Origin of the sequence: Cupriavidus phytohabitans, assembly GCF_000426345.1 — a bacterium.
GTDB lineage: Bacteria > Pseudomonadota > Gammaproteobacteria > Burkholderiales > Burkholderiaceae > Cupriavidus.
In genome coordinates, this window is the sequence record NZ_AUFE01000043.1 from 31,352 (window position 1) to 54,313 (window position 22,962).

The following is a 22,962-nucleotide window of genomic DNA, read 5'->3' on the forward strand; positions in this document are numbered from 1 at the left end:
GGTCAGGCCTCCAGGCCAAGGTAGACGCGGCGGACTTCGGGGTTGTCCATGACCTCCCCCGGCGCGCCCTCGGCCAGCTTGCGGCCGAAGTTGATCACGAGAAGCCGGTCGGCCACGGCGAGCAAGGCATGCACCACGTGCTCGATCCAGACGATGCTGACTCCGGCCGCCTTCACCTGCCGGATTTCGTCAACCAGTTCATGCGTCTCCGGCTCAGTCAGGCCGCCGGCAATCTCGTCGAGCAGCAGCAGCCGGGGCTGCGTAGCCAGCGCGCGCGCCAGCTCCAGCCGCTTGCGGTCGAGCAGCGTCAGGCTGCCCGCCAGGCGGTTGGCCTTGGCCTTGAGCCCGGTGCGCGCCAGCACGTCCACGCACACGTCATAGGCAGCGCGCTCGGGCACGCCCCCGCCAAAGGTGGCGCCCACAAGCAGGTTCTCGAACACTGTCATGCCGCCGAACGGGCGCGGCACCTGGTAGGAGCGGCCGATGCCCGCCACGCAGCGCCGGTGCGGCGGCAGGTGGCCGATCTGCGCGCCATTGAATGAGACAGATCCACTGTCGGCACGGACATCGCCGCTGATCAGGTTGAACAGCGTGGTCTTGCCCGCGCCGTTCGGGCCGAGGATGCCGTAGGTCTCGCCGGCCTGCACCGAGACGCTGATATCGTCCGTGACTGTCAGCGCGCCAAAGCGCTTGGAGACGCGGTCAAGTTCCAGCACACAGCTCATGTCGAACTCCCCTATCGATCGCCGGATCAGCCGATCAGCTTCAGCGGACCGCTCAGCGGCACGCTCGGCGCGAGCTGGTTGCTGACGATGGCAAGGTCGAACTTGTGCTTCTGCCCCTTGACCCATTGCCCGCCCACCAGCGGCGTCTTGGCCACGTTCCTGACCGGGCCGCTGCCCCAGGCTACGTTGCCGACGATAGTGTTCAGCTTCGTTGCTGCCAGGGCGTCGCGGATGGCGGTGTTGGAATCGATGTCCCTGGCGCGCTTCAGCACATCGATGGCCACTTCGAACAGCGCATGGGCAAAGCCCAGCGGCTGGGTCCACTGCTTTCCGGTGGCTTTCTCGTAGTCGGCGGCAAGCTGCTGCGCTGACTGGCCGGTCACCGACGACTTGAACGGGTGCGACGGCGACCACCAGACCTCCGTCGACAAGCCGTTGCCCAGGTCGCCAAGCGCTTCGATGGCGCTGGGGAACAGCAAGGCCTTGCCGATCGAGATGACCTTGGGCCGAAATCCCTGCTGGCGCGCCTGCACGAGGAAGTTCTTGGCATCGGGCGGAATCACTACGCCGGTGATGATCTGCGCATTGGCCTGCCGAAACGCCGTGATCTGCGCGGAGAAGTCCTGCGTCATGCTCTGGAAGCGCCCGGGATCCTTGAGCGTAAAGCCCTTCTGCGTAAGCACAGGCGGAAAACCCACCTTGGCATCGCCCCAGGCATTGCCGTCGCCGTCATTCGGAAACAGGCCGCCCACAGCCTTGTTTGTCTGCACCGATTGCCACATGGCGGTGTAAACGCTGACGACATCTTCCAGCCCCCAGAAGAAGTGGTAGGTAAAGTCGAAACCCTTCTTCGGGTCGCCCTTGCGGCCGAAGAACCAGGGCTGCCACGGCACGACGGTGGACACGCACGGGGTCTCGTTCAGCTCGCACGCATCGCACACCGGGTTGGCGGTTTCCGGCGTCCCTGAGACCAACATGATGTCGACCTTGTCCTTCAGGATCAGGTCGCTCGCCACCTCGCCTGCGCGGTTCGGGTTCGACTGGCTGTCCTTCACCAGAATGCTGACCGGGTAATTCTTGCCGCCGGCCGTGGTGCCGTTCTTCAGCGCGGCCTGCATCTGCTGGATCATGTAGCGGTCGGCCTCGCCAAACGCCGCAAGTGGCCCCGTCTGCGGCGAGACGTAGCCGATTTTCAGGGTGCGGCTTCCCGCTGCCCGCACCCATGGCGAAAGCAGCGGCGTGGCCGCGGCAACGGCGCTGCCGGCCGCCAGCTTCACGAGGGTGCGGCGCTTTCCGCTGAACTGATGCGCATCCATGGTTTCCTGTCTCCTGTCGTTGTATTAGGGAAAACGCTTCCCTGCGGGGCCAGTTGCGCTGGCTCCGTCCTGCGGGGCTGACTGCCCCTTGCTGCTTGCGTGTGAAGGTTTCGCCCGCCTGCGCGGACGCTATCCGGTCAGGGCACGGCGGGCATGCCCAGGGCGCATTGCACTTCGCCGTCGACCACCCGGATCGCAACGGGCGTCAGCGCGGCGCCGGCACAGGGGCCTTCGATGCAGTAGCCATCCTCGAAGCGGAACAGCGCGCTGTGGTGGGCGCACATCAGCACTTGCGCGTCATAGGTAGGCACATCGCCCGGCCCATATTCCAGGCACACCGAGAAATGCGGGCAGCGATTGATATAGGCCCACGCCTGGGGGCCTCGGCGGACCACCACGACGGCTGAGGTGCCATCGAAGCGATCGGCTTCGACCACGTGCGCGCCGCCATCCGGCACGGCATCGAGGCGGCACAGAAAGACGCGGTCCATGGCCTACACCCTGCGCTCGGGGTTGCCCAGGCTCCAGTCCCACGGGCGGATCTCGATGCGCTCGAACAGGCCCGCGTGCATATAGGGGTCCTCGAGCAAGAAGCGCTCGACGTCCTCGAGGCGCTCTGCCTCGACCACCAGCAGCGTGCCGTTCATTGCATCGTCGTGCGCATCCAGCGTCGGCCCGCCCAGGCTCACGAAGACGCTCTGTGAGGCGGCAGCACGCAGGTAGGCGCGGTGGGCCGGGCGCATGCGTTCGCGCACGGCACGCATGCCGGGCTTGTCGGTGGCGAAAATGGCGTAGAAGCGTGACATGGTGCTCACCGTGGCTCGAGGACGAAGTCGTAGCGCGCCTCCCGGAACGGACCGTCAAGGCCGAAGCGCCGCGCCAGCGGATGATCGGCGGCGCGTTCCTCGTATGCGACCCGCAGCGAAGGCTTGACGCCGAACACGGCATCCGAATCGAGATAGGGATCGCCCTGGTTGAACAGGTGCGTCACCAGCTTGCGATGGCCCGGCGCGTCGATCATGAAGTGCAGGTGCGCCGGCCGCCACGGATGGCGGTTGGTGGCAGCGAGCATGCGGCCGACCGGGCCGTCGGTGGGAATCGGGTAACTGACCGGCACGATGGTGCGTATCGCGTAGTAGCCGTCGGCATCAGTGTGATAGCGGCCGCGCAGGTTGCCGACAGGCTGCGCCGTGTCCTGGCCCGAGTACATGCCGTTGTCCGCGGTCTGCCAGATATCAAGCACGGCGCCGCGCAGTGGCGCGCCGTTGGTGTCGCGCACATAGCCGTGCACCACCGCAGGCGTGCCGGGTGTAACGGCCATGTTTTCGCCGCAGCTACGCTCAGGCATGCCGGCGATATAGAACGGCCCGAACACGGTGGTATCGGTGGCGCCGACGGACTGCCGGTGGTTGATGGCGTCGACCAGCATGGAAATGCCCAGCGTATCGGACAGCAGGATGAATTCCTGCCGCACCAGGCCATCGCACAGCTTGCCGGTATCGGTCAGGAATCGGATTGCGGCAAACCATTCCTTCTCGGTCGGTTCCACTTCGCGGACGTAGGCGTGCAGGTGCCGCACGAGCGCCTGCATCAGCGCTTTCAGGCGCGCGTCGGGTGTGTCGGCAAAGCGCGCCACTACCTGATCGGTAAGCGCCGCCTCGACAGCCGTGTGGGGCGTGTTCATCGTTGTCTCCCGGTGATTGGCGGGTTGCGGACCACCTTGCGGCTTATCCGGGCAAAACCGGTGGTTTTCCGGACGCCTTGGCCGAGCCACCGTCAGGCCGGCATCCCGCCGCGCCAGGCACGGCCCAGCAGCGCAAGGATGGGCGCGCGCTCGACCGGCGCCGGATTGTCGATTCCTCCGCCATCAGGCTGATGATCAGGTTCGCATCCTGGGCATACAGCGCTTCCACGGCATGCGCCATCGCGTTCATGCCGGACGCGGCGGAAACATCGGCGGGCAGCGGCAACGTGACGAGGCGGACCACCTCATCGGGCAGTTGCGCCAGCGCGCCCTGCCCGAACACGACGCGCGACGGCGCGGACTGGTAGACAAAGGATTCCATCATCGCCTCCCAGCCTCTCAGCGCTTGAAGTGGGGCGGCACCACGGCGTCCACATTGACCCAGACCGAGCGCGCTTCGGTGTAGTCGTGCATGGCCTCGAAGCCCATCTCGCGGCCGTAGCCCGACTGGCCCACGCCGCCAAAGGGGCTGCCCGGGTTGACGCGCTTGTAGCAGTTGATCCAGCACATGCCAGCCTGGATGGCGCCTGCCACCTTGTGGGCACGGGCAAGGTCGCGTGTCCACAGGCCGCTGCCGAGACCGTATTCCGTGGCATTTGCAATGGCCAGTGCCTCGTCGTCGCTGCCGAAACGCAGCACGGTGACAAATGGGCCGAACACCTCTTCCTGCGCCACGCGATCGTGCGGCCTGGCCTCGACAATGGTCGGTTCGACGTAGTAGCCGCCCGACAGCCCGGCACTTGCCGGCACCTTGCCGCCGGTCAGCACACGCGCACCCTGTTCGCGCGCGATGTCCACATAGGCCAATACGCGGTCGCGGTGTTGTGCAGAGGTGAGCGGCCCCATCTCGGTTTCCGGATCGAGCGGATTGCCCAGACGGATCGAGCCGGCCAGGGTGCCGAAGCGTTCGAGGAATTCGTCCGCGATACGCTCATGCAGCATCAGGCGCGAACCTGCAATGCAGGCCTGCCCCTGGTTGTGGAAGATGGCCCAGGCGGCGCCATTGACAGCGGCATCGAGGTTCGCGTCCTCGAACACGATGTTGGCACCCTTGCCGCCCAGTTCGAGTTGCACGCGCTTGAGATTGCCCTTGGACGCTTCGACAATGCGGCGGCCCGTGGCCGTGGAACCGGTGAACGCGATCTTGCCCACGCCCGGGTGCTCGGCCAGGCGTTGCCCGGCTGTGTGGCCGTAGCCCGGCACCACATTGACCACACCTTCCGGAAAGCCGACTTCGGCCATCAGCTCGGCAATGCGCAGCGAGGACAGCGGCGTGAGTTCCGAGGGCTTGATCACCACGGTATTGCCCGCAGCGAGCGCCGGGCCCATCTTCCAGCTGGTGAACATCAGCGGAAAATTCCACGGCACGATCTGGCCGACCACGCCGATGGGCGCGCGCTGCACGTAGTTGAGGAAGCCGGTCTCCACCGGAATCACCGAGCCCTGCAGCTTGTCGGCCATGCCGCCGAAATAGCGGAAGCACGCCGCGGTGCGCGGCACGTCCAGCGCGCGCGAATCGCGGATCGGGTGGCCCGTGTCCAGCGATTCAAGCTGCGCCAACGCTTCGGCGTTGGCTTCGATCTTGTCGGCGAGCTTGAGCAGCAGGCGTCCGCGCTCGGCCGCCGCCGTGCGCGACCAGGCCGGGAAGGCGCGGGTGGCGGCTTCCACCGCGACGTCCACGTCCGCGGCTTCCGCTGCGGCGATGGCTGTGATCACGCTGCCGTCGTGCGGGTTCAGCACGTCGATGGTCCCGCCGCCCAGGGCATCGACAAAGCGACCGTTGATAAATAGCTTGTTCTGCATGATGTGTCGTGTTCTTGAAGTCGTTCGGGATGAGCGTCGGAACCCGACCGTTAGAATTCGACGGGATAGGGCTTCAGCTCGCCGCTTTCGTAGCGCTTGGGCAGGTTCGGCGTGGCGTTCTCCCACACCAGCAGCATCGAGCGCTTGGTCGAGTAGCCCTGGTGGCGGATATCGGCGGGCATGGCGCAGATGTCGCCGGCGCGGGCGGTGATGCGGGCCCGCGGGGCGCCGGTGTTCTTGTCGCCGATGTCCCAGATGATCTCGTCGGACAGTTGCAGGAACCACTCGACACGGTCGTTGCCGTGGAAAACCGGCAGGATGAATTCCTCGGTGGTGGGGCAGAACAGGCTCTGCCCGCACACGGAGGTCACCGATGGGTTCCAGGTCACGTCGGAACGCGACAGGTACTTGAACAGGTTAAAGGCATGGAGCTGTCCTTCGAAGCCCGGCTCCACATGTACCTCCGGCTCGTCCTGCGGCACGTCCAGGAACGCGCGGTTGACCGGCAGGTCGTCGCGCAGCGGGGAATCGTCCGGCAGGCCCGGCATGCGGCGCGTGGCGATGCGCGTGCGCTCGATGGCGGCGCCATTCTCGCCGTGCTTCGAGCCGAAGGCCGTGCCGGTTTCCTCGGGCGCGGCAAACGGATCGAAGCCTTCGTTGGTCCAGTCATGCAGAATGGCCTTGAAGGTGGCCATGATCAGCGGCGTGTCGAAGGTCTCGGTATAGTCCACGCCGGCCTCCTTCATCACGCCGTTAAAGGCACCCGCGTAGACATCCACCTTGCCATAGTGGTTGCGCGTGCCGAAGACATGGTCGAAATTGACCCAGCCGTAGAAGAAGCCCCAGGCGACATCGCGCATCAGCGCACGCAGGAAAGCATCGGCGGGAATTGCATGAGTGCGGGTCTGGCCGCGGGACGGCCACTGGATGGTGGCAAAGTAGGCATCGCGCGAGAAGCGGAAGGCGCCGAGCGTGAAGCTGCGGTAGCCGGTAACGGCGTCTGGCGCGCTTGCCTGCACCTTGTCGGCGGCAAAGCCTTGGGCAAGGGTTTCGGGCTTATCAGCGAGGTCGAGCATGGCCATGGTGGAGCTCCTGGAAAAACCGTGGATCGGATGCGGGTTCGGGGGCGTCAGTGGAAGGCGCAAAGCAGATCAGTGCAGGCAGATCTCGGCCCACTTCTCCACCGAGAGCGCACCGAGCTTGCTCTGCAGCAGCAGCGTGCACGCCTGGTCCGCGCTGAAGCGGTAGGCGCATCCGGCCGGCAGCAGGCTCTGATGGCCCTGGCGCAGCACCACATGGCCCATCTTGCGGCCGGCGGGCTCCACCAGCACGGCGCCGTCAGCTTGCGCAGGGGCCTGGTCCAGCGCGATGAAGTCGATGCGCACTTCGCCGTCCATGGCAATCGCGAACTCGTCATGTGCGCAGGCAAACCATGGCGACTGTCCGTCGGCGCGCGCGGTTTCAACCACGTATTGCAGGTTCTTGCCGACCACGACCCTTTCGTACGGCACCGACTTCGCCGCGACTTCAAAGACGTTGGAAAACACATAGTGGCGGGCATCGCCCTGCGTGACTTCGATGCCGCCCTTCTGGTAGTTGCCGAGCGAGCCGAATACGGTCTTGTACGCGGTCTTGGATACGGTGTTCATCGCGACTGTCTCCTGATGTTGTCAGTGGATCGTGGAGACACGATAGTGGCTATCGCATTGCAACAACAATCGTGAAATCGGCGAATGCGGCCTTCGCAAAAACGGAGGAATTGCCGCGCAAGCGCGTCAGCTCACCCACCCGCGCGCGAGCAACGGCACATCCCACTCCGGCTCTCCGGCAAGGCGCTCAGCAAGGAAGTCCACGAGCATTTTGACCTTGATGGCCTGGCGCTGTGTGGTCGGATAGACGGCGGCGAAGGAGAACGGTGCCAGCTTGTAATCCGTCAGCACTGGTAGCAGCCGCCCGCTCCGCAGAGCTTCGCTGGCAACCAACGTGGGCAGGCAGACAATGCAGGCGCCGGACTCGGCGTAGTCGCGCAGCAGGTGCACGGAATTGGAGCGAACCTGTCCTGGCAGTTCGAGCGACACCGATTCGTCGCCACGCGTAAACGCCCAGCGGTTGCGTGACGGATATCCGGCGTAGAGCGCCGTCGTATGGTCAAGCAGGTCTGTGGGCACGACCGGCACGCCGTGCCGCTCGAGGTATTCCGGCGTGGCGCAGAACAGCCGCCGCACGGGGAACAGGCGCCGCTCAATCAGCAGGCTTGATATCGGCGGGAAGATCTGGAAGGCTACATCGAAACCTTCCTCGATCGGATCAACTACGCGGTCGCTAACGATAATGTCGAGCTGAATACCGCCGTAGCGCTGCATGAAGCCATTGAGGAGCTCGCCAAAATGCCCGATCGCGTAGCCGGGCAGCATGTGGATGCGCAGCCGGCCAGTGGGCGTCCCCTTAAGGTCGCGCATCTGGTCAGTGAGGCTGTTCAGTTGCGCCACCGCTTCGGCGCATTCCTTGTAGTACGCCTCACCAAGCTCGGACAGGCGCACATGGCGGGTGTTGCGGTGGAAGAGCGGTGCGCCGACGAACTTCTCCAGCTGCTGCACGCGGCTGGTGACAATGGACCCGGCGACTCCCAACTGGCGCGCAGCTTCGGCGAAGCTGCAGGTTTCCGCCACGCGCACGAAGGCCTCGATGGCAATAAAGTGGTTCATATTGTCTCCGACGGCGGCGGGTCTGCACGCCCGCTTTTACTCGATTTTCCAGAATAATATGGCTCGACCGAGCGGCCGATTATTTGAAATTCGGAGCAATCTGATCGGATTAGCCGATATTGGCGGAGGCGGTGTTAGAGCGCTTTGGCAAAGGCCTGGGCAGCCTTCGCCAGCAAATCCGCAAGGCGTCGAGTGGCAGGACCAGTCACTACCGGTTGACTGTGGACGAGATAGAGCACCACGTGCCGGATGCGGCCTTCACGCAGCGGCAGTGGCTGCACCGCGCCCTGCTCCAGCGGCCCGGTCACCAGGTGCGCTGGCAGCCAGGCAAAGCCTAGCCCGCCAGCCACCAGCATGCGCATGGATTCCATATTGCTCACCGTCCAGCGCAGCGTGGCGCCGAGCCAGCCATCATCGCGCGGATTGGCGTGACCGGAGTCGCGCAGCACCACCTGCATCTCGTGGCTCAGGTCTTCGGCGGTTAACTCGCGGCCAAGCCGGTGTAGCCGGTGGTCGCGATGGGCAACGGCGATGAACGGGATGTCCACCAGCCGCTCGCCGAAATGTCCAGTCGGGACCCGCGTGCCAACGGCCAGATCGACCTGCCGCTCCAGCAGTGCCTGGTCAGCGCCGGAGAGCACCACTTCTGTCAGGTGTACGCGCGTCTGCGGCGCAAATCCCGCGAACTCCTTCAGTGCCGATAGCAGCAGCGTTGGAGGCAGTGCGGCGTCCACCGCCAGCCTGACTTCTGCCTCCCAGCCTTGCTGCAGGTTGTCGGCCAGCTGTTCCAGACGGCAGGCACCATCCAGCAATTCGTTGGCGCGCGCAAGCAGTGCCGCCCCGTTTTCAGTCAGCTTGGCCTTGCGGCCTTCGATAGAGAATAACTCCACGCCGAGCTGCTCTTGCAGCCGGGCCACCATATAGCTCACTGAAGACTGGCTTCTGTGCAGCACCTCTGCCGCTTGCGCATAGCCGCCATGCTCGACAATAGCCTGCACCACGCGCCATTGCTCAAGGGTGGTTCGCGGCATGTTCATGACAGTAGGGCTCCTGCATTGGTCTGCATGATCGCGTCAGCCCCGTTTCCCGCCAAAGTTGTTGTTGCACCGTTCACGTGCAACATCCCGACTCTTAAACCTTCAGGAGCATAAGCACCACCGAGGAACTGTGGAATCACGTGTTCGAGGGCTAGCCCAGACAAATACTTCGTCTGCCGACAATAGAGGCCACACTTCATCATACTGCGGTCCTGTTGGTAACCGGCAGCTATCCGACCCGGAAAAACTCCACGCTTTGCCCCGCATTGACCGCCCGCCGCAGCCAGTCCGGCATATCCCCGGTCCCGTCCCAACTGTGGCCCGCGGCATCGCGGTAGCAGACCACCGGCGGTGGCGCGGGTGGGGGTGGGGGTGGAGGCGGCGGAGGCGGATCAAAGCACCCTGCCTCCCGCAGTTCCTCCATGGTCAGGTCGTAGTCGGCCATCTGGTCCCGGATCCAGCGGATCGCCGCCGCCCGCTCAGTTCTTACTGTCATCGTTTTGGTTGTCGTTGCCGTCGCTGCCATCTTCCGGGTTCGAGGCGGTAGGCGCCCCGTGCTCGTCGGCCGGCGTTTCATTGGGTGCTTCGCTATCGGTCGGTGCCGGGCCGGCGGATTTGCGCCGCCGTTCCCGCTCGCGCGGCAGGCGCAATTCTGCCAGCAGCTGGCGCGCGAGCGCCGCCTCGGCTTCGGCGCGCTCGGCCCGGCGCTGCGCCGCGGTGAGGTCCGCCTGCACCGTGGCCAGATCGTTGGCCGATTTGCGCTCGGCGGCGTCGGCGGCCGCGAGCCGCGTGGTGAGTTGCTCGGTGAGCGCCGTGACCTGGGTCTCGAGCCGGGCCCGGGCCTCGGCCTGCGCCACCGCCGCGTCGCGGGCTTCGCCGCGTGCCGCCGCCAGTTCCGTGCGCAGCTCCTCGGTGGCACGCTCGCTCTTCTGGCGCACGGTGCGCTCCTGATCCAGCTCTCGCAGTGCCCTCCGCTCGCTGGCCTCGGCCCGCTCCTGGGCAATGGCCACCTGCTCGCGGGCCCGCTCGAGCTCGGTCGAGAATTGGGTCCGCAGCTCTGCCAGCTGCCGGCCCGCCGCCTCCAGCTCTGCCCTGCCCGCTTCCAGCCGGGCCTGGGTGGCGGCGTGTGCCTGCCGCTCCGCCGCCAGCGCGGCCTGACTTTCCTCGATGGCCTGTCGCGCGGCATCCAGCTGCGCGACCAGCGTCGCGGCTTCCTCGCGTGCGAGCGCGGTCTCGGCCCGCGCCGCATCACGCTCGGCTTCGGCCGCGCTGGACGCCGCACGAGCCTCGGCGCGCAGCGTGGCGAGTTCGGCGGTGGCGGCCTCGTTGGCCGCCTGCCAGATGGTCTGCACCGCGCCGGCCGCAATGTCCTTCAACGCCTGCGGCAGGTCCGGATGGTCGATGGTGACGCGGGTGCGCCCGCGCAGTTCCTGCCAGAACGCCTGCAGCACCTCGGCGGGCGTGCCCATACTGCCCTTGCGCACCAGCTGATAGAGCTTGTTGGCGGTGGGCGTGATGCCGTAACGGAAGAACAGCAGGCCGCAGACCTCGCGGTACAGCGCGCGGGTCTCGGGGAAACGGCCGCGCAGCTCGGCAATATCGTCGGCCATGGCGGCCTGCAGCGCAGCGTCGGTCAACTCCAGATCGGCAGTGGCCATCGGATAAAAAAGTGAATTTTGACGGAAAATATTACTACGTAATTCGTCATCTATCCAACATAGCGGGATAGATTTTAGACATAATTACGCTTATGTCTATAATATCGACCTAGACTAACCTCAGCCACTGCTCCCGAACTTGGACCTTCCTGCCTCGCCGCCCGCCACACCCGCTTCCGGCCTCCTCGCCACCCAGCCGACGCCGCTGGAGCAGTTGCACCTGCCGGCGGCGCTGTCCGGACGCGACGGCAGCAACCGCGCGCCCGCCACCGCCGCCCGCATCGCCGCGGCCGACGACCTGGCCGCCGTCACCGCCTGGCTCGCGCGCTATGCCGACAGCGCGGCGACCGTGAACGCCTACCGCCGCGAGGTCGAGCGGCTGCTGCTGTGGGCCGTGCTGCAACTGGGCAAGCCGCTGTCGTCACTGACGCACGAGGACCTGCTGGTCTATGAACGCTTCCTGGCCGCCCCCCAGCCCGCCGCGCGCTGGGTGCTCGCCGGCAGCAAGAAGCTCGGCCGCGGCCATCCGGACTGGCGCCCGTTTGCCGGGCCGCTGTCGCCGGCGAGCGTGCGCCACGCGCTGGTGATCCTGAACGCCCTCTTCGCCTGGCTGACCGAGGCCGGCTACCTGGCCGGCAATCCGCTCGCGCTGGCGCGCCGGCGGCGCGCGCCGACGCAGCCCCGCATCACCCGGTACCTGAGCCACGAACTGTGGGAAACCGTCAAGGACACGGTCGAGGCCATGCCAACGGAAACCGCGCGTGAGCGCCTGCATGCGGCGCGCTGCCGCTGGCTGTTGAGCGTGCTCTATCTGGGCGGACTGCGCGCGGCGGAAGTCACCGGCACCACCATGGGGGCGTTCTTCTGCCGGCGCGATGCCCAGGGCATCGAGCGCTGGTGGCTCGAGGTCACCGGAAAGGGAAACAAGACCCGGCTGGTGCCGACCACCGACGAGCTGATCGCCGAACTCGCGCGCTACCGCCGCGCCCACGGGCTGGCACCCACCCCGCACCCCGGCGAAACGCGCCCGCTGCTGCTGCCGGTGATCGGACGCGCGGGCCGCGAGCACCATGACAAAGGCCTGTCACGCGGGGCGCTACACCTGATCCTGAAGGAAGTGTTCGGCCTGGCGGCCGCGCGCCTGCGCGCGCGCGGGCCGGAATGGGCGGCGCAGGCCGATGTCCTGGCGAGCGCCTCGGCCCACTGGCTGCGCCATACCGCCGGCTCGCACATGACCGACCGGCAGGTGGATCTGCGCTATGTCAGGGATAATTTTGGGCATTCGTCGATCTCCACGACCAGCGGCTACCTGCACAGCGAGGAGGATGCGCGGCACGAGGCGACACAGGAGCGGCATCGAATCGGCTGGGGCACCTCCAACAAGGAAATCCCTTGATTCGCGAAGATTCGGGTCGTCCCCGTTTGGATGCTGCTGTCTCCAGGTAAGACCATGGAAACCACTAATTCGGCGTGATGTTCGCACGCTGAGCAGTGGCGCGCATCAGCGGCAGTTCCTTGCTGATCATGGCACTGACCTGCCCCGGGCCCGCGTAGTTCGGCTCCAGCCCGTTGGCCAGCAGCTTCTGCTGGACCTCATGGTCTTTCATCGCCTGCGCTACCGCTTTTTCGAGCCGGGCCCTGACGTCGGCCGGCAAGCCGCGCGGCGCCGCAATGGCTACCCACGAGTCGGCGTCGAAGCCCGGATAACCCGCTTCCGCGACGGTGGGCACGTCAGGCAGCAGCGTGGCGCGGCGGGCGCCCATGACCGCGACCGGCTTGATCTTGCCGCTGCGGATATGGGGCAGCGACGCGGCGACCGTATCGACCGAGAACGGAATCTGCCCGCCGATCAGGTCGGCCACAGCCGGCGCACTGCCCTTGTACGGGATGTGCTGCAGCTTCATGCCCGTGGCGCCCAGCAGCAGCTCGCCTGCGAAATGCCCGGTGGTGCCGGTACCGAAGGACCCATAGACGTACTTGCCCGGCGCAGCGTTGACCGCCGCAACCATCTGCGGCAGCGTATCCACTGGCACCACCTTGTTCGCCAGCACGATCAGCGGGACGCGCGCCACCAGCCCCACGGGCTCGAAGCTTTTCACGGGGTCATACGGCAGGCTCGCGTTGATGGCGGGATTGACGGTGAATGTCGAGCCCGAACTGATCAGCAGTGTGTAGCCATCGGCTGCGGCCTTGGCCACGTAGCCGGCCCCGACGATGGTGCCGGCACCGGCGCGGTTCTCGATCACCACCGGCTGGCCCAGCGCATCGCCAAGGCTCTTGCCGACGAGCCGGCCGATCATGTCGACCGCCCCGCCCGCCGGGAAAGGCACCACCAGCGTGACGGGCCGGACTGGAAACGCCGATGCCGCGTGGGCCCCGACGGCGGCAACCGCCAGCGCTGGCAGCGCCAGCGCCCGGGCCGCCACGAAGGCTCTGCGCAGGGACGAATGTAGAGTGGGATTCATCGCAGCACCTCCGTGCGTCGGTCAGCCGTTGCGGAACAGGAAGCTGTAGGCGTTCAGGGCCGGTGCTCCGCCGAGATGGGCATACAGCACGCGCGAGCCTTCGGGGAATTCGCCGCGCCGGACCATGTCGATCATCCCCTGCATCGATTTCCCCTCGTAGACCGGGTCGGTCATCATGCCTTCGTACTTGGCGCTCAGGCGGATAGCCTCGAGCGTGCCTTCGGACGGCAGGCCATATTCGGGGCCGCCATAGCGCTCGTCGAGCACCACGTCGGCGTCGACGATGTCGCGATCCAGTTCCACCAGCCCCGCAGTATGCTTGGCGATGCGCAGGATCTGCGCGCGGGTCTGGGCGGGCTTGGCGGAGGCATCGATACCGATCACGCGATCAGCCCGGCCGTCGGCGGCAAAGCCCACCACCATGCCCGCCTGCGTGCTGCCCGTGACCGAACACACAACGATGTAGTCGAACCTGAAGCCCAGCTCGGCCTCCTGCGCGCGCACTTCCTCGGCAAAACCGACGAAGCCCAGGCCGCCCAGCGGGTGCTCCGAGCAGCCGGCCGGGATCGGATACGGCTTGCCGCCCTCCTGACGCACGCTCTCCATGGCCTCTTCCCAGCTCTTGCGGATGCCGATGTCGAAGCCGTCGGCCACCAGGCGCACGTCGGCACCCATCATCCGGGACATCTGGATGTTGCCGACCCGGTCATAGACCGCGTCGGAGTAATTGACCCAGTTTTCCTGGACGAGCACGCACTTGAGTCCCAGGTGCGCGGCCACGGCGGCCACCTGGCGCGTCTGGTTCGACTGGATGCCGCCGATCGAGACCAGCGTGTCGCAGCCTTGCGCGAGCGCGTCCGGGATCAGGTATTCGAGCTTGCGGGTCTTGTTGCCGCCAAAGGCCAGGCCGCTGTTGCAATCCTCGCGCTTGGCGTACAGCTCGACCTTGCCGCCAAGATGGGCAGAGAGACGCTTGAGCGGCTGGATGGGCGTGGGGCCGAACGTCAGGGGATAGCGGGCGAAACGCTTGAGATTCATGGTGGCGACTCCAGGGTTAGGGTGTTGTCCCGTCATCGGTGTGCCTCACAGCAACCCGGCGATGCGGCGACGGACTCTATCCTAGAAAAAAAGCCACGAAACGTGCTTGCAAAGAAGCGTTCTTTTGAACACCATTAATATGCAGATCTAAGTTTAAGCCTTCGAAAATTCTTTTACAGATCAAATGAAAGAAACAAAATTTCGCACCAAATCCGCCCCCGATGCACCAGTTCGGGCTGCGTCGCAAACGCCCCCATCCGCACCCCATGTGGACACGCTCGACCGCGCCGACAAGGCGATCCTGCGCGCCCTGCAGCAGGACGCCTCGATCTCCAACGTGGCCTTGGCCGCCAAGGTCAACCTGAGCCCGCCGGCCTGCCTGCGGCGCGTGGAACGACTCAAGGAAATGGGGCTGATCCGTGGCATCGTGGCGCTGCTGAACCCCGCTGCGCTGGATGCGGGAATGCTTGTGATGATCGGCGTGGTGCTGGATCGCTCCACGCCCGAATCCTTCGCGCTGTTCGAGTCTGCCGCGCAAAAGGTATCCGGCTGCATGGAATGCCATGTCGTGACCGGCGAATTCGATTACTTCATGCTGGTGCGCACAAGGGACAGTGAGAGCTTCAACCGCCTCCATGCGGAACAATTGCTCTACCTGCCGGGCGTGAGGCAGATCCGGTCATTCATGGTGCTCAAGCAGGTGCTATCGACGACGCAGTTTCCTATCTGATGGGCCCACGGCGGCTGCGTCGGGGGAAGGGCCAGGTCCCCGCCGCGCATCGAAGCATATGAATTAATCCGGTCGAAGTAAACCGGCCTGCACAATCCGCCGGACCTGACGCAAGCCAGGCCGGCCGGTCCCCTTTTTCAAACCTATCATCCAACGCGTCAGCGCAAGAATCGTCCACCGCAGCGCAAGGATGTTCTATTGCGATGACCGCCGGTGCCTGTAGCGTTTCGACGACTGTCCCACCAGTCCGAGGTCGCCACACACCTTTCGGTTCCCATGCGGGCCCTGTCCCTAACCGCCCAAGTCGTTGGGCTATGAGAAGAGGAATGTCGACTATGTCTAGTTCTGTTCGTTCCGACGGTAGCCAACCACATTCTGGTGATTGTTGCGGCTCAACCATGCCGCTGCGCCTGACAGTCAACGGCATGCTGCATCGCCTCGATATCGATCCGCGCGAATCCCTGCTTGACGTACTGCGCGAGCGCCTGGACCTCACGGGCACGAAGAAGGGATGCAACCAGGGCGCGTGCGGGGCCTGCACGGTGCTGGTGGACGGGCGCAGGATCAACGCCTGCCTGGCTTTGGCCGCCATGTATGACGGCGCCCACGTGAGCACGATCGAAGGCCTGTCATCGGCCGACGGCGACCTGCATCCGCTGCAGGCCGCGTTTATCGCGCACGATGGCTTCCAATGCGGATTCTGTACGGCAGGCCAGATCATGTCCGGCGTCGCCTGCATCAATGAGGGTCATGCCACCTCCGCCGAGGATGTGCGCTTCTGGATGAGCGGCAATATCTGCCGTTGCGGGGCTTACCCGGGGGTTGTCGCGGCGATCGCAGAGGTTGGTGGGAGGAAGCTGCCATGATCCCCTTCACACTGCAGAAAGCCGGCTCGGAAGCCGAGGCGTTGGCGGCGGCCGCGGCCGGGGCCCGCTTCATCGCCGGCGGCACCACGCTGGTCGACCTGATGCGCGAGCACGTGGAACAGCCCGCGCAGCTGGTCGACATCAACGCGCTGCCGCTGAACCATATCCGCGTGGAGGGCGACGAGCTGGTCATCGGTGCGCTGGCCCGCATGTCCGATGTCGCCGCGCATGCCGACGTTTGCCGGCTACACCCGTTGATCGCCGAGTCGCTGGTCGAGGGCGCCTCACCCCAGTTGCGCAACATGGCCAGCATCGGCGGCAACCTGCTCCAGCGCGTACGCTGTCCTTATTTCCGCATGCTCGATGCCGCCTGCAACAAGCGCTCACCGGACAGCGGCTGCGCCGCCATTGACGGCCTGCACGCGGGCAATGCCATTCTGGGCGTCAGCGACCATTGCTCCGCCACGCATCCGTCCGACCTTGCGGTCGCGCTGGTCGCACTGGACGCGGTGGTCCATGTACGGGGACCGCACGGCGCGCGCCACTTCGCCGTGGAAGACCTTTACCTGCTGCCCGGCACCACGCCGCATCTCGAACACACATTGCGGCCCGGCGAACTGATCGTCGAGGTCCGGATTCCACCGCTCGCTTATGCACGGACAGCGCGCTACCTGAAGGTGCGGGACCGCGCCTCCTATGAATTCGCACTGGTATCGGCGGCGGCGGCATACGAGGTCAGGGATGGAGCGATCCAGGCCGCTCGCCTCGCTTGCGGTGGCGTTGGCACCCGCCCGTGGCGCATGCGCGCCGCCGAACTCGCACTGCAAGGCAAGCCGCCGACGCGCGCCAGCTTCGAGGCGGCAGCGCTTGCCACGATTGCAGGCGCCACGCCGCTGCCAGGCAACCGCTACAAGGTCGCGCTGCTGCAGCGAACCGTGGTACGAGCCCTCGAACTCGCAGGAGAAGGCAGATGAACGCAAACCATATCGGCCAGCCGCATGCCCGCGTCGACGGGCGCGCCAAGGTGACCGGCAGCGCGCGGTATGCCGCCGACTTCAACCAGCCCGGGCAGGCCTACGCGGTGATCGTGGGCGCTTCGATCGGACTGGGTCGCGTGACCGCACTCGACGCCGAAGCCGCGCGCCGGCTGCCAGGGGTATTGGCGGTACTGACCCACGACAACGCGCCGAAACTGGCGTACGCCCCGCACAAGGGTTTTATCGACCCTGAACACGGCGAACGTCTGCATGTCCTGCAGGACGATCGCGTCCGCTTCTACGGGCAGCCGGTTGCCGTAGTCGTGGCGCAGACGGTGGACCAGGCCGAACACGCGGCTCGGCTGCTGCAGATTCGCTATGCAGAAGAGAGGCCGGTCTCCGACCCGCTGGACCAGCGCGCCGAGGCCGTGGTGCCCGAGGCGGGACGCGAGCCCGGTCCTCATTCGGCGGACCGGGTCCGCGGCGACCCAGAGGCCGCACTGGCCGCGCTGGCCGCGGCGGCCGTCAGCATCGACGTCACCTACGATGCCGCGCGCGAAAATCACTTCCCGATCGAGCCCAACGCCACCGTTGCCGCCTGGGAAGGCGACCGGCTGACGCTCTGGAGCAAGAGCCAGTTCGTGGTGAACGAGCAGGCCGAGATCGCGGCGATCTTCGGCATCCCCGCTGAGAACGTCCACGTCGTCTGCCCGTTCATCGGTGGCGCTTTCGGCACCAGCCTGCGCACCTGGCCGCACGTCACGCTGGCGGCGCTCGCCGCCCGCGAAGCAGGCAGGCCTGTCAAGCTGGTGCTGTCGCGGCGACAGATGTTCCATCTGACGGGACACCGGCCGCGCACCGTGCAGCGCATCGCGCTGTCGGCGACGCCCGACGGCAGGCTGACCGGCATCGTGCACGAAGGCACCGGCGAAACCAGTCGGTACGAGCAGTTCACCGAGGCACTCACTTCGGTGACGCCGTTCCTCTATCGCTGCCCCAATGTGCGCACCCGCTACCGGCTGGTGCCGCTGGACATCGGCACGCCGACCTATATGCGGGGTCCGGGCGAGGCTACCGGCGTCTTTGCGCTGGAATGCGCGATGGACGAACTGGCCCACGCTCTCGAGATGGATCCGCTGGAACTGCGACGGCGCAATGAACCCGAGCTCGACGAAGGGATGCAATTGCCGTTCTCCAGCCGCTCCATGCTGGCCTGCTATGCGCGCGGCGCCGACGCGTTCGGCTGGTCGCGCCGCACGCGCGAGCCGGGCTCGATGCGGGATGGCCGGCTGCGTATCGGCTGGGGGATGGCCTGTGCCAGCTACCCCGTGTTCCATGGCCAGGCCAGCGCCCGCGTGCGTCTGCTTGCCGACGGAACGGCCGAAGTGGAAGCCGCCGCCAGCGACATGGGCCCAGGCACCTACACCTCGATCACCCAGATTGCCGCCGAGACGCTGGGACTGCCGATGGCCAGCGTGCGCTTCAGCCTGGGCCGTTCGGATTTCCCGCCGACCCCGCCACATGGCGGCTCGATGACGCTCGCGTCGGTGGGCTCAGCGGTGCGTTCGGCCTGCCTGGCCGCGCTGGACCAGCGCCAGGCACGCGCGGATGGCACGGATGGCGCCATCGAAGCCAGCGCCACGGCTGGCCCCGATGCCGAGGTGCGCAGCCGGTTTTCCATGCATGCCTTCGGTGCGGTGTTCGTCGAAGTCGCCATCGATCCCGATGTCGGCACGATCCGTGTCCGGCGCGTCGTCGGCGCCTATGGTGCGGGTCGTATCGTGAATCCGCGGTTGGCAGCCAGCCAATGCACGGGGGGGATGGTCGGCGGCATCGGCATGGCGCTGATGGAGCGAACTGCGCTGGATCCGCGCGATGGCCGACCAGTGAATGCGCACATGGCGGATTACCTCGTGCCCGTCAACCTGGATATCCAGGGGCTGGAGGCGCATTTTGTCGACGAGGTCGATCCCCATGTGAACGAGCTCGGCGTCAAGGGATTAGGTGAAATCGCACTGGTGGGCGTGGCCCCGGCCGTGGCCAATGCCGTGTTTCACGCGACCGGAAAGCGCGTGCGGGAGCTGCCGATACGCATCGAGCACCTGGTCGAGCACTAGTCCGGCAGGTGCGAAACATGCCGCCGACGCCGCCTGCAACGGGGGCGTCGGCGGATCCGCAGGTTCAACGCGATTTTCAGATGTGTGGCTGGTTGCACGACGTGCTGGCCAAGTCCGTTCCCACGAACCATGACTGGAAGTCCGCCATGCACCAGCTCGTCATTCTGTTTGGCGAGCGATTTACCGCCGCCCGAGGCTAACAAGGATTCAAAACCGCCTCGCACACAAAATTGCGGGCAGGTCCTTCGAATCCCAGGGCTTTTGGCGATCCGCCTGCGTTCAACGTGTGATCCGGTTTGCGAGCCAGTGAATGAGCGGTGCCGCGACGATGACGACGGGCAGCACTGCCGCCCAGGAAAGGAAATACGCACGCAGCCAGTGCGAAATAAACGTTCCCTCCGCGACGAACTGCATGCTTGCGATCGCTGATGCCACCGCACACGTTACGCCAACCTGTATCGCGCCAAACGCAAAATGGCTGTACTCCTTTGGAATCTTCCACATCTTGTATCTGCCGATTTCCAGTTACCCCAGGCGCCACCTGACCGCGCGAAACACCGGGCCGGCTGGCACGGTGCGTGGTTGCAGCCGCGCCGCCCGCGAAGGCGGCGCGCCGGGTTCCGGTGCTAGCGGGCCGGATTGAGCACGAAGTCGAAGTCGAGCCGGTGGGTGCCGTCGGTCAGGCGGACCCAGTCGCCGATCAGGGACTTGCGCACGCCGAACACGGCGTCGGAGTCGAGATACTTGTCGCCGCGCCTGAAGACGTGCGTGACCAGCGTCTCGTAGCCAGGCGCCTTGATCCTGAAGTGCAGGTGCGCAGGCCGCCATGGATGGCGGCCGGTGGCGCGCAGCAGCTGGCCGACGGGACCATCGTCAGGAATCGGATAGGCCTGCGCGACGATGGAGCGGAAATGGAAGCGGCCATCAGCGCCCGACTTCAGCACGCCGCGACCTTGGGCCACTTCAAGCCCTTCGTACTGCACGTCATAGTGGCCGTCAGCGTCCGCCTGCCAGGTTTCCACCACGGCATCGGCAACCGGATGGCCGTCCACATCCGTGACCCGTCCATAGACCATGCAGGGCTCGCCCTTTGCGCCGTTCGCCACATCCGCGCCATGCTCGTAATGCGGCGCGCCTTCGACGTGGAAAGGACCGAACACGGTAGCCTCCGTGCAGCCTTCCGGCTTCTCCTGGTTCATTGCCACGGTCAGCATCGACAGGCCCAGCACGTCGCTGAGCAGGATGAACTCCTGGCGCTTGTCGTCGCACATCTGGCCGGTGGCGGTCAGGTAGTCGATCCCCTGCTTCCATTCGATCTCGGTCAGCCGTACCTCACGCGCGAAGTCGTGCAGGTGCCGCACCAGGCTGGTCATGATCTCCTTCGTGCGCGCCTTGGGCGTATCCGCCAGCCGTGCAATGACGGCCTTGGTCAGGTTATGCTGGTCATACTCTTGCATCGCTGGACTCCCGGCCACTAGGCAAGTTGGCAGGCCTGCTCGAACGACAGGCGCGGACTGCGGGCGAACACCTTTTCGGGGTCGCCGTGCCCAAGGCCGCAGATGAAGTTCGAGCGGATGCTGGTGCCTGCGAAGAAGGCCTGGTCGACGGCCTGGTTGTTGAAGCCGGACATGGGGCCGCAATCCAGTCCCAGCGCGCGCGCCGCGGCGATGAGATAGCCGCCTTGCAGCGTGCCGTTGCGAAACGCCGTGGTGTTGGCGAAATCGACCTTTTCGTCCCCCTCGAACCACGCCTTGACCGCCGGGTTGTGCGGAAACAGATCCTGCAACTGCTCGTAGAAGCGGGTGTCGTAGCCGACGATCGCGACGACCGGCGCAGCCATGGTCTTCTCGACATTGCCCGGCGCCAGTGCCGGACGCAGCTTCGCCCTGCCCTCCTCCGTCCGCACGAACACCAGCCGGGCCGGCGAGCAGTTGACCGAGGTAGGGCCGAACTTCATCAGGTCATAGAGCTCCCGCAGTTTGCTGTCGGATACCGGCGTGGGCAGCCAGCCGTTCTGGCTGCGTGCGCCGCGGAAAATCTTGTCGAGCAGATCATTCGTTTGCATCTTTCACTCCTTGCATGTTTCTGGTGTTCCGGCCAGGCAGCGCTGGCCGGAGGGTCAGGCGGTCAGGCGGTCACACAGTCATCGTGCCGCTCAGGGCCAGCTTTTCCTGGTGGCGCGCCGAATCCAGCGCCTTGGCGTAGCCGGCGGTGGCCTTGTATTCGCTCTCGTTGCCTTCGCTCAGTTCGATGCCGCAGACCTTGCGAGCCAGGGTGCCGTAGGGGCCCGCGCCCGAGAACTCGGCGCGTTGCATGGTCAGCATGCGGATCGCCTGCAGCGGGGTGCCGTTGAAGTTCTCGAAGACGAACAGGCGGTTGCCCCAGTCGGTCAGGAACAGATCGCGGATCACGCGGCCGATCTTCACGCGGTCGTGCGGCTTGCCCACCGGACCGTTGTTCATGCGTTCGAACCAGCTGTTGAGCGCCTGATCGTTCCACTGGTCTTCGCTCGCGAAGATGAGCGCGCTGCGTCCGGAGAGATCGACCAGCTCATAGATCATCTGCGAGAAGTTCTCGAGGTAGAGCGCCCGGCCGAAGTCGTAGATTAGGATGTTCGGCTTGTAGGCACCACCCGGCGTATGGAAGCCCAGCTCTTCGCTGGCGACGATGTGCGCGAGCATGGCCTGGTGGAAGCCGATCAGCTTGGCCACGCGAGTCTGCACTGCCGGGATCTTGCTGGTACCGATATGCTCGGTGATCAGGATCGCCAGGCCGGCCATCAGCTCGGCGCGCACCGACTGGCGGATGAGGGCGTGATAGTGCAGCCAGTCGAACACACGCTGCGGGTAGAGCTTGGCGTGCTCGGGATTGCCCAGGTGGAACACATGCGACCATGGGATGAAGACGTTCTCAAATACCGTCATGCCGTCCAGTTCGTCGCCCTGCGCGGCCAGAGGGTGCTCGATGGGGTCGTCCTTGACCACGCTCTCACGACAGACGATGGTCACGCCCGGGGTGTTGACCGGCGTGGCAGCGAAGATGACCTGGTCGCCCGGGATACCAGGGCGGAAGAACACGCCGATATGGATCCAGTCCGCAAAGGCGACGCCAGTGCCGATAGCCTTGACCCCTGACACGATGATGCCCTTGTCGTTCTTCTCGATGACGCGCAGGCCGGGCGAGCGCTGCTGGGCATCCGGGCTCGAGCGGTCCATCTGCGGGTCGACGAACTGCGGCGCGCAGTTCAGATCGTGCTTCCTGGCGAAGTCGACGAAGTCGACAATATTCTTTGCCTTGACCTTGCCCTCGGCGCCGATCGTCTGCGTTTCCCACGGCGACGGGTCGTCAATGTAGGTCTGCAGTACGTAGTTGTTGACGTCCGGTGTGCGCGGAAACGAAGCGCCGGCCATCTCGCGCATGATCGTCTCGTGGTACTTGCGCTTGCGGCGCAGCTGTTCCTTGTCGAAGTGGCCGAACCACTGCATGGTGCGGCGTTCGCCGTCGGTGTCGATGAAGGTCATCACGTCCTGCAGGTCGGGACGATGGTGCAGGTCGTAGAAGTCAGCGTGACGCTGCGCGTAGTCCCGCGTCTTGGGGTGCGTCGCGACGTTGTCGATCTTCTCATTGCCGACCCATACGTTGCGGCCGTCGTTGAGCGATTCCAGGTACTGCTTGCCAGTGCGAATCATCGCGAGGTCTCCTTGGTGGTATTTTCGGGGTGTGACAGTCCCTGCCCGGGGGAAGGGCATATGGACGCGGATAGGAATTTCGGGTGCCGCCT

Annotated in this window: 24 protein-coding genes and 1 pseudogene; 6 read left to right on the plus strand and 19 right to left on the minus strand. The window is 65.6% G+C overall.

Annotated features, from left to right (window positions below):
- Positions 1-2: 2 nt before the first annotated feature.
- The 13 genes and pseudogenes from K309_RS0124520 to K309_RS0124575 all read right to left on the minus strand — a co-directional run bounded on the left by K309_RS0124520 (position 3) and on the right by K309_RS0124575 (position 10,988).
- On the minus strand, positions 3-725 hold the full coding sequence (locus tag K309_RS0124520) for an ABC transporter ATP-binding protein (protein WP_029048861.1): 723 nt from the start codon (positions 723-725) through the stop codon (positions 3-5).
- 26 nt (positions 726-751) lie between these two features.
- The gene (locus K309_RS0124525) at positions 752-2,041 is read right to left on the minus strand and encodes an ABC transporter substrate-binding protein (RefSeq protein ID WP_029048862.1); all 1,290 of its coding nucleotides are present in this window, start codon (positions 2,039-2,041) and stop codon (positions 752-754) included.
- Positions 2,042-2,178: 137 nt separating this feature from the next.
- Entirely contained in the window at positions 2,179-2,532 is a 354-nt protein-coding gene (locus K309_RS0124530) for a Rieske (2Fe-2S) protein (RefSeq protein ID WP_029048863.1), read from the minus strand.
- A 3-nt stretch (positions 2,533-2,535) separates the two neighbouring features.
- A complete protein-coding gene (locus K309_RS0124535) occupies positions 2,536-2,847 on the minus strand; it encodes a YciI family protein (RefSeq protein ID WP_029048864.1) in 312 nt (103 codons plus the stop codon).
- A gap of 5 nt (positions 2,848-2,852) precedes the next feature.
- On the minus strand, positions 2,853-3,725 hold the full coding sequence (locus K309_RS0124540) for an intradiol ring-cleavage dioxygenase (RefSeq protein WP_029048865.1): 873 nt from the start codon (positions 3,723-3,725) through the stop codon (positions 2,853-2,855).
- A gap of 133 nt (positions 3,726-3,858) precedes the next feature.
- Positions 3,859-4,017, minus strand: a pseudogene (locus tag K309_RS43100) (maleylacetate reductase); the annotation flags it as partial.
- A 107-nt stretch (positions 4,018-4,124) separates the two neighbouring features.
- Entirely contained in the window at positions 4,125-5,588 is a 1,464-nt protein-coding gene (locus K309_RS0124550) for an aldehyde dehydrogenase family protein (RefSeq protein WP_029048867.1), read from the minus strand.
- Between the two features lie 50 nt (positions 5,589-5,638).
- Positions 5,639-6,664 (minus strand): hydroxyquinol 1,2-dioxygenase, encoded by a 1,026-nt coding sequence (locus tag K309_RS0124555; RefSeq protein WP_369796499.1) that lies wholly within the window; start codon positions 6,662-6,664, stop codon positions 5,639-5,641.
- A gap of 75 nt (positions 6,665-6,739) precedes the next feature.
- A complete protein-coding gene (locus tag K309_RS0124560) occupies positions 6,740-7,237 on the minus strand; it encodes a cupin domain-containing protein (RefSeq protein WP_029048869.1) in 498 nt (165 codons plus the stop codon).
- Between the two features lie 126 nt (positions 7,238-7,363).
- Positions 7,364-8,293, minus strand: coding sequence for a LysR family transcriptional regulator (locus tag K309_RS0124565; RefSeq protein ID WP_029048870.1), 930 nt, complete (start codon positions 8,291-8,293; stop codon positions 7,364-7,366).
- 134 nt (positions 8,294-8,427) lie between these two features.
- Positions 8,428-9,330 (minus strand): LysR family transcriptional regulator, encoded by a 903-nt coding sequence (locus K309_RS0124570; protein ID WP_029048871.1) that lies wholly within the window; start codon positions 9,328-9,330, stop codon positions 8,428-8,430.
- A gap of 229 nt (positions 9,331-9,559) precedes the next feature.
- Positions 9,560-9,826, minus strand: coding sequence for an H-NS family nucleoid-associated regulatory protein (locus K309_RS40315; RefSeq protein ID WP_084402531.1), 267 nt, complete (start codon positions 9,824-9,826; stop codon positions 9,560-9,562).
- Positions 9,810-10,988 (minus strand): DNA-binding protein, encoded by a 1,179-nt coding sequence (locus tag K309_RS0124575; protein WP_029048872.1) that lies wholly within the window; start codon positions 10,986-10,988, stop codon positions 9,810-9,812. Before K309_RS0124575 ends, K309_RS40315 begins: the two co-directional genes overlap by 17 nt.
- A gap of 139 nt (positions 10,989-11,127) precedes the next feature.
- On the opposite strand from K309_RS0124575, the gene K309_RS0124580 reads away from it, so the two are divergent.
- Positions 11,128-12,384 (plus strand): tyrosine-type recombinase/integrase, encoded by a 1,257-nt coding sequence (locus tag K309_RS0124580; protein WP_029048873.1) that lies wholly within the window; start codon positions 11,128-11,130, stop codon positions 12,382-12,384.
- A 64-nt stretch (positions 12,385-12,448) separates the two neighbouring features.
- Here the strand turns inward: K309_RS0124580 and K309_RS0124585 are convergent, their stop codons facing one another.
- Together K309_RS0124585 and K309_RS0124590 are read right to left on the minus strand one after the other, a co-directional pair.
- Positions 12,449-13,453, minus strand: a complete 1,005-nt coding sequence (locus K309_RS0124585; protein ID WP_035878321.1) for a Bug family tripartite tricarboxylate transporter substrate binding protein — start codon at positions 13,451-13,453, stop codon at positions 12,449-12,451.
- Positions 13,454-13,474: 21 nt separating this feature from the next.
- Positions 13,475-14,491, minus strand: coding sequence for a 1-aminocyclopropane-1-carboxylate deaminase (locus K309_RS0124590; protein WP_029048875.1), 1,017 nt, complete (start codon positions 14,489-14,491; stop codon positions 13,475-13,477).
- A 184-nt stretch (positions 14,492-14,675) separates the two neighbouring features.
- Here K309_RS0124590 and K309_RS0124595 point away from each other — a divergent pair, with 184 nt between their 5' ends.
- The 5 genes from K309_RS0124595 (at position 14,676) to K309_RS37305 (ending at position 19,381) form a co-directional block, all read left to right on the plus strand.
- Positions 14,676-15,221, plus strand: coding sequence for an Lrp/AsnC family transcriptional regulator (locus K309_RS0124595; RefSeq protein ID WP_064737468.1), 546 nt, complete (start codon positions 14,676-14,678; stop codon positions 15,219-15,221).
- Between the two features lie 335 nt (positions 15,222-15,556).
- Entirely contained in the window at positions 15,557-16,087 is a 531-nt protein-coding gene (locus K309_RS0124600; RefSeq protein WP_064737469.1) for a (2Fe-2S)-binding protein, read from the plus strand.
- A complete protein-coding gene (locus K309_RS0124605; protein WP_029048878.1) occupies positions 16,084-17,061 on the plus strand; it encodes an FAD binding domain-containing protein in 978 nt (325 codons plus the stop codon). The genes K309_RS0124600 and K309_RS0124605 overlap by 4 nt, the downstream gene beginning before the upstream one ends.
- Entirely contained in the window at positions 17,058-19,181 is a 2,124-nt protein-coding gene (locus K309_RS0124610) for a xanthine dehydrogenase family protein molybdopterin-binding subunit (RefSeq protein ID WP_029048879.1), read from the plus strand. The genes K309_RS0124605 and K309_RS0124610 overlap by 4 nt, the downstream gene beginning before the upstream one ends.
- Positions 19,182-19,198: 17 nt before the next feature.
- The gene (locus K309_RS37305) at positions 19,199-19,381 is read left to right on the plus strand and encodes a hypothetical protein (protein WP_035878325.1); all 183 of its coding nucleotides are present in this window, start codon (positions 19,199-19,201) and stop codon (positions 19,379-19,381) included.
- A 79-nt stretch (positions 19,382-19,460) separates the two neighbouring features.
- On the opposite strand, the gene K309_RS0124620 is transcribed toward K309_RS37305, so the two are convergent.
- The 4 genes from K309_RS0124620 to tcpA all read right to left on the minus strand — a co-directional run bounded on the left by K309_RS0124620 (position 19,461) and on the right by tcpA (position 22,870).
- On the minus strand, positions 19,461-19,685 hold the full coding sequence (locus tag K309_RS0124620) for a DUF2798 domain-containing protein (RefSeq protein ID WP_029048880.1): 225 nt from the start codon (positions 19,683-19,685) through the stop codon (positions 19,461-19,463).
- A gap of 122 nt (positions 19,686-19,807) precedes the next feature.
- A complete protein-coding gene (gene tcpC, locus K309_RS0124625) occupies positions 19,808-20,638 on the minus strand; it encodes a 6-chlorohydroxyquinol 1,2-dioxygenase (protein ID WP_029048881.1) in 831 nt (276 codons plus the stop codon).
- Positions 20,639-20,655: 17 nt separating this feature from the next.
- Positions 20,656-21,246, minus strand: a complete 591-nt coding sequence (locus tag K309_RS0124630) for a malonic semialdehyde reductase (protein WP_029048882.1) — start codon at positions 21,244-21,246, stop codon at positions 20,656-20,658.
- A gap of 70 nt (positions 21,247-21,316) precedes the next feature.
- Positions 21,317-22,870 carry a 3,5,6-trichloro-2-pyridinol monooxygenase TcpA gene (gene tcpA, locus K309_RS0124635; RefSeq protein WP_029048883.1) on the minus strand — a complete coding sequence of 518 codons (1,554 nt, stop codon included), beginning with the start codon at positions 22,868-22,870 and terminating at the stop codon, positions 21,317-21,319.
- Positions 22,871-22,962: the final 92 nt, after the last annotated feature.

Coding starts and splice junctions, on each gene's coding strand:
- K309_RS0124540 (WP_029048865.1), bottom strand. CDS start 3,725: ATGAACACGCCCCACACGGCTGTCGAGGCGGCGCTTACCGATCAGGTA.
- K309_RS0124620 (WP_029048880.1), bottom strand. CDS start 19,685: ATGTGGAAGATTCCAAAGGAGTACAGCCATTTTGCGTTTGGCGCGATA.
- K309_RS0124535 (WP_029048864.1), bottom strand. CDS start 2,847: ATGTCACGCTTCTACGCCATTTTCGCCACCGACAAGCCCGGCATGCGT.
- K309_RS0124610 (WP_029048879.1), top strand. CDS start 17,058: ATGAACGCAAACCATATCGGCCAGCCGCATGCCCGCGTCGACGGGCGC.
- K309_RS0124605 (WP_029048878.1), top strand. CDS start 16,084: ATGATCCCCTTCACACTGCAGAAAGCCGGCTCGGAAGCCGAGGCGTTG.
- K309_RS0124520 (WP_029048861.1), bottom strand. CDS start 725: ATGAGCTGTGTGCTGGAACTTGACCGCGTCTCCAAGCGCTTTGGCGCG.
- K309_RS0124525 (WP_029048862.1), bottom strand. CDS start 2,041: ATGGATGCGCATCAGTTCAGCGGAAAGCGCCGCACCCTCGTGAAGCTG.
- K309_RS0124590 (WP_029048875.1), bottom strand. CDS start 14,491: ATGAATCTCAAGCGTTTCGCCCGCTATCCCCTGACGTTCGGCCCCACG.
- K309_RS40315 (WP_084402531.1), bottom strand. CDS start 9,826: ATGACAGTAAGAACTGAGCGGGCGGCGGCGATCCGCTGGATCCGGGAC.
- tcpC (WP_029048881.1), bottom strand. CDS start 20,638: ATGCAAGAGTATGACCAGCATAACCTGACCAAGGCCGTCATTGCACGG.
- K309_RS37305 (WP_035878325.1), top strand. CDS start 19,199: ATGCCGCCGACGCCGCCTGCAACGGGGGCGTCGGCGGATCCGCAGGTT.
- K309_RS0124570 (WP_029048871.1), bottom strand. CDS start 9,330: ATGAACATGCCGCGAACCACCCTTGAGCAATGGCGCGTGGTGCAGGCT.
- K309_RS0124555 (WP_369796499.1), bottom strand. CDS start 6,664: ATGCTCGACCTCGCTGATAAGCCCGAAACCCTTGCCCAAGGCTTTGCC.
- K309_RS0124550 (WP_029048867.1), bottom strand. CDS start 5,588: ATGCAGAACAAGCTATTTATCAACGGTCGCTTTGTCGATGCCCTGGGC.
- tcpA (WP_029048883.1), bottom strand. CDS start 22,870: ATGATTCGCACTGGCAAGCAGTACCTGGAATCGCTCAACGACGGCCGC.
- K309_RS0124630 (WP_029048882.1), bottom strand. CDS start 21,246: ATGCAAACGAATGATCTGCTCGACAAGATTTTCCGCGGCGCACGCAGC.
- K309_RS0124595 (WP_064737468.1), top strand. CDS start 14,676: ATGAAAGAAACAAAATTTCGCACCAAATCCGCCCCCGATGCACCAGTT.
- K309_RS0124530 (WP_029048863.1), bottom strand. CDS start 2,532: ATGGACCGCGTCTTTCTGTGCCGCCTCGATGCCGTGCCGGATGGCGGC.
- K309_RS0124575 (WP_029048872.1), bottom strand. CDS start 10,988: ATGGCCACTGCCGATCTGGAGTTGACCGACGCTGCGCTGCAGGCCGCC.
- K309_RS0124565 (WP_029048870.1), bottom strand. CDS start 8,293: ATGAACCACTTTATTGCCATCGAGGCCTTCGTGCGCGTGGCGGAAACC.
- K309_RS0124600 (WP_064737469.1), top strand. CDS start 15,557: ATGTCTAGTTCTGTTCGTTCCGACGGTAGCCAACCACATTCTGGTGAT.
- K309_RS0124560 (WP_029048869.1), bottom strand. CDS start 7,237: ATGAACACCGTATCCAAGACCGCGTACAAGACCGTATTCGGCTCGCTC.
- K309_RS0124585 (WP_035878321.1), bottom strand. CDS start 13,453: ATGAATCCCACTCTACATTCGTCCCTGCGCAGAGCCTTCGTGGCGGCC.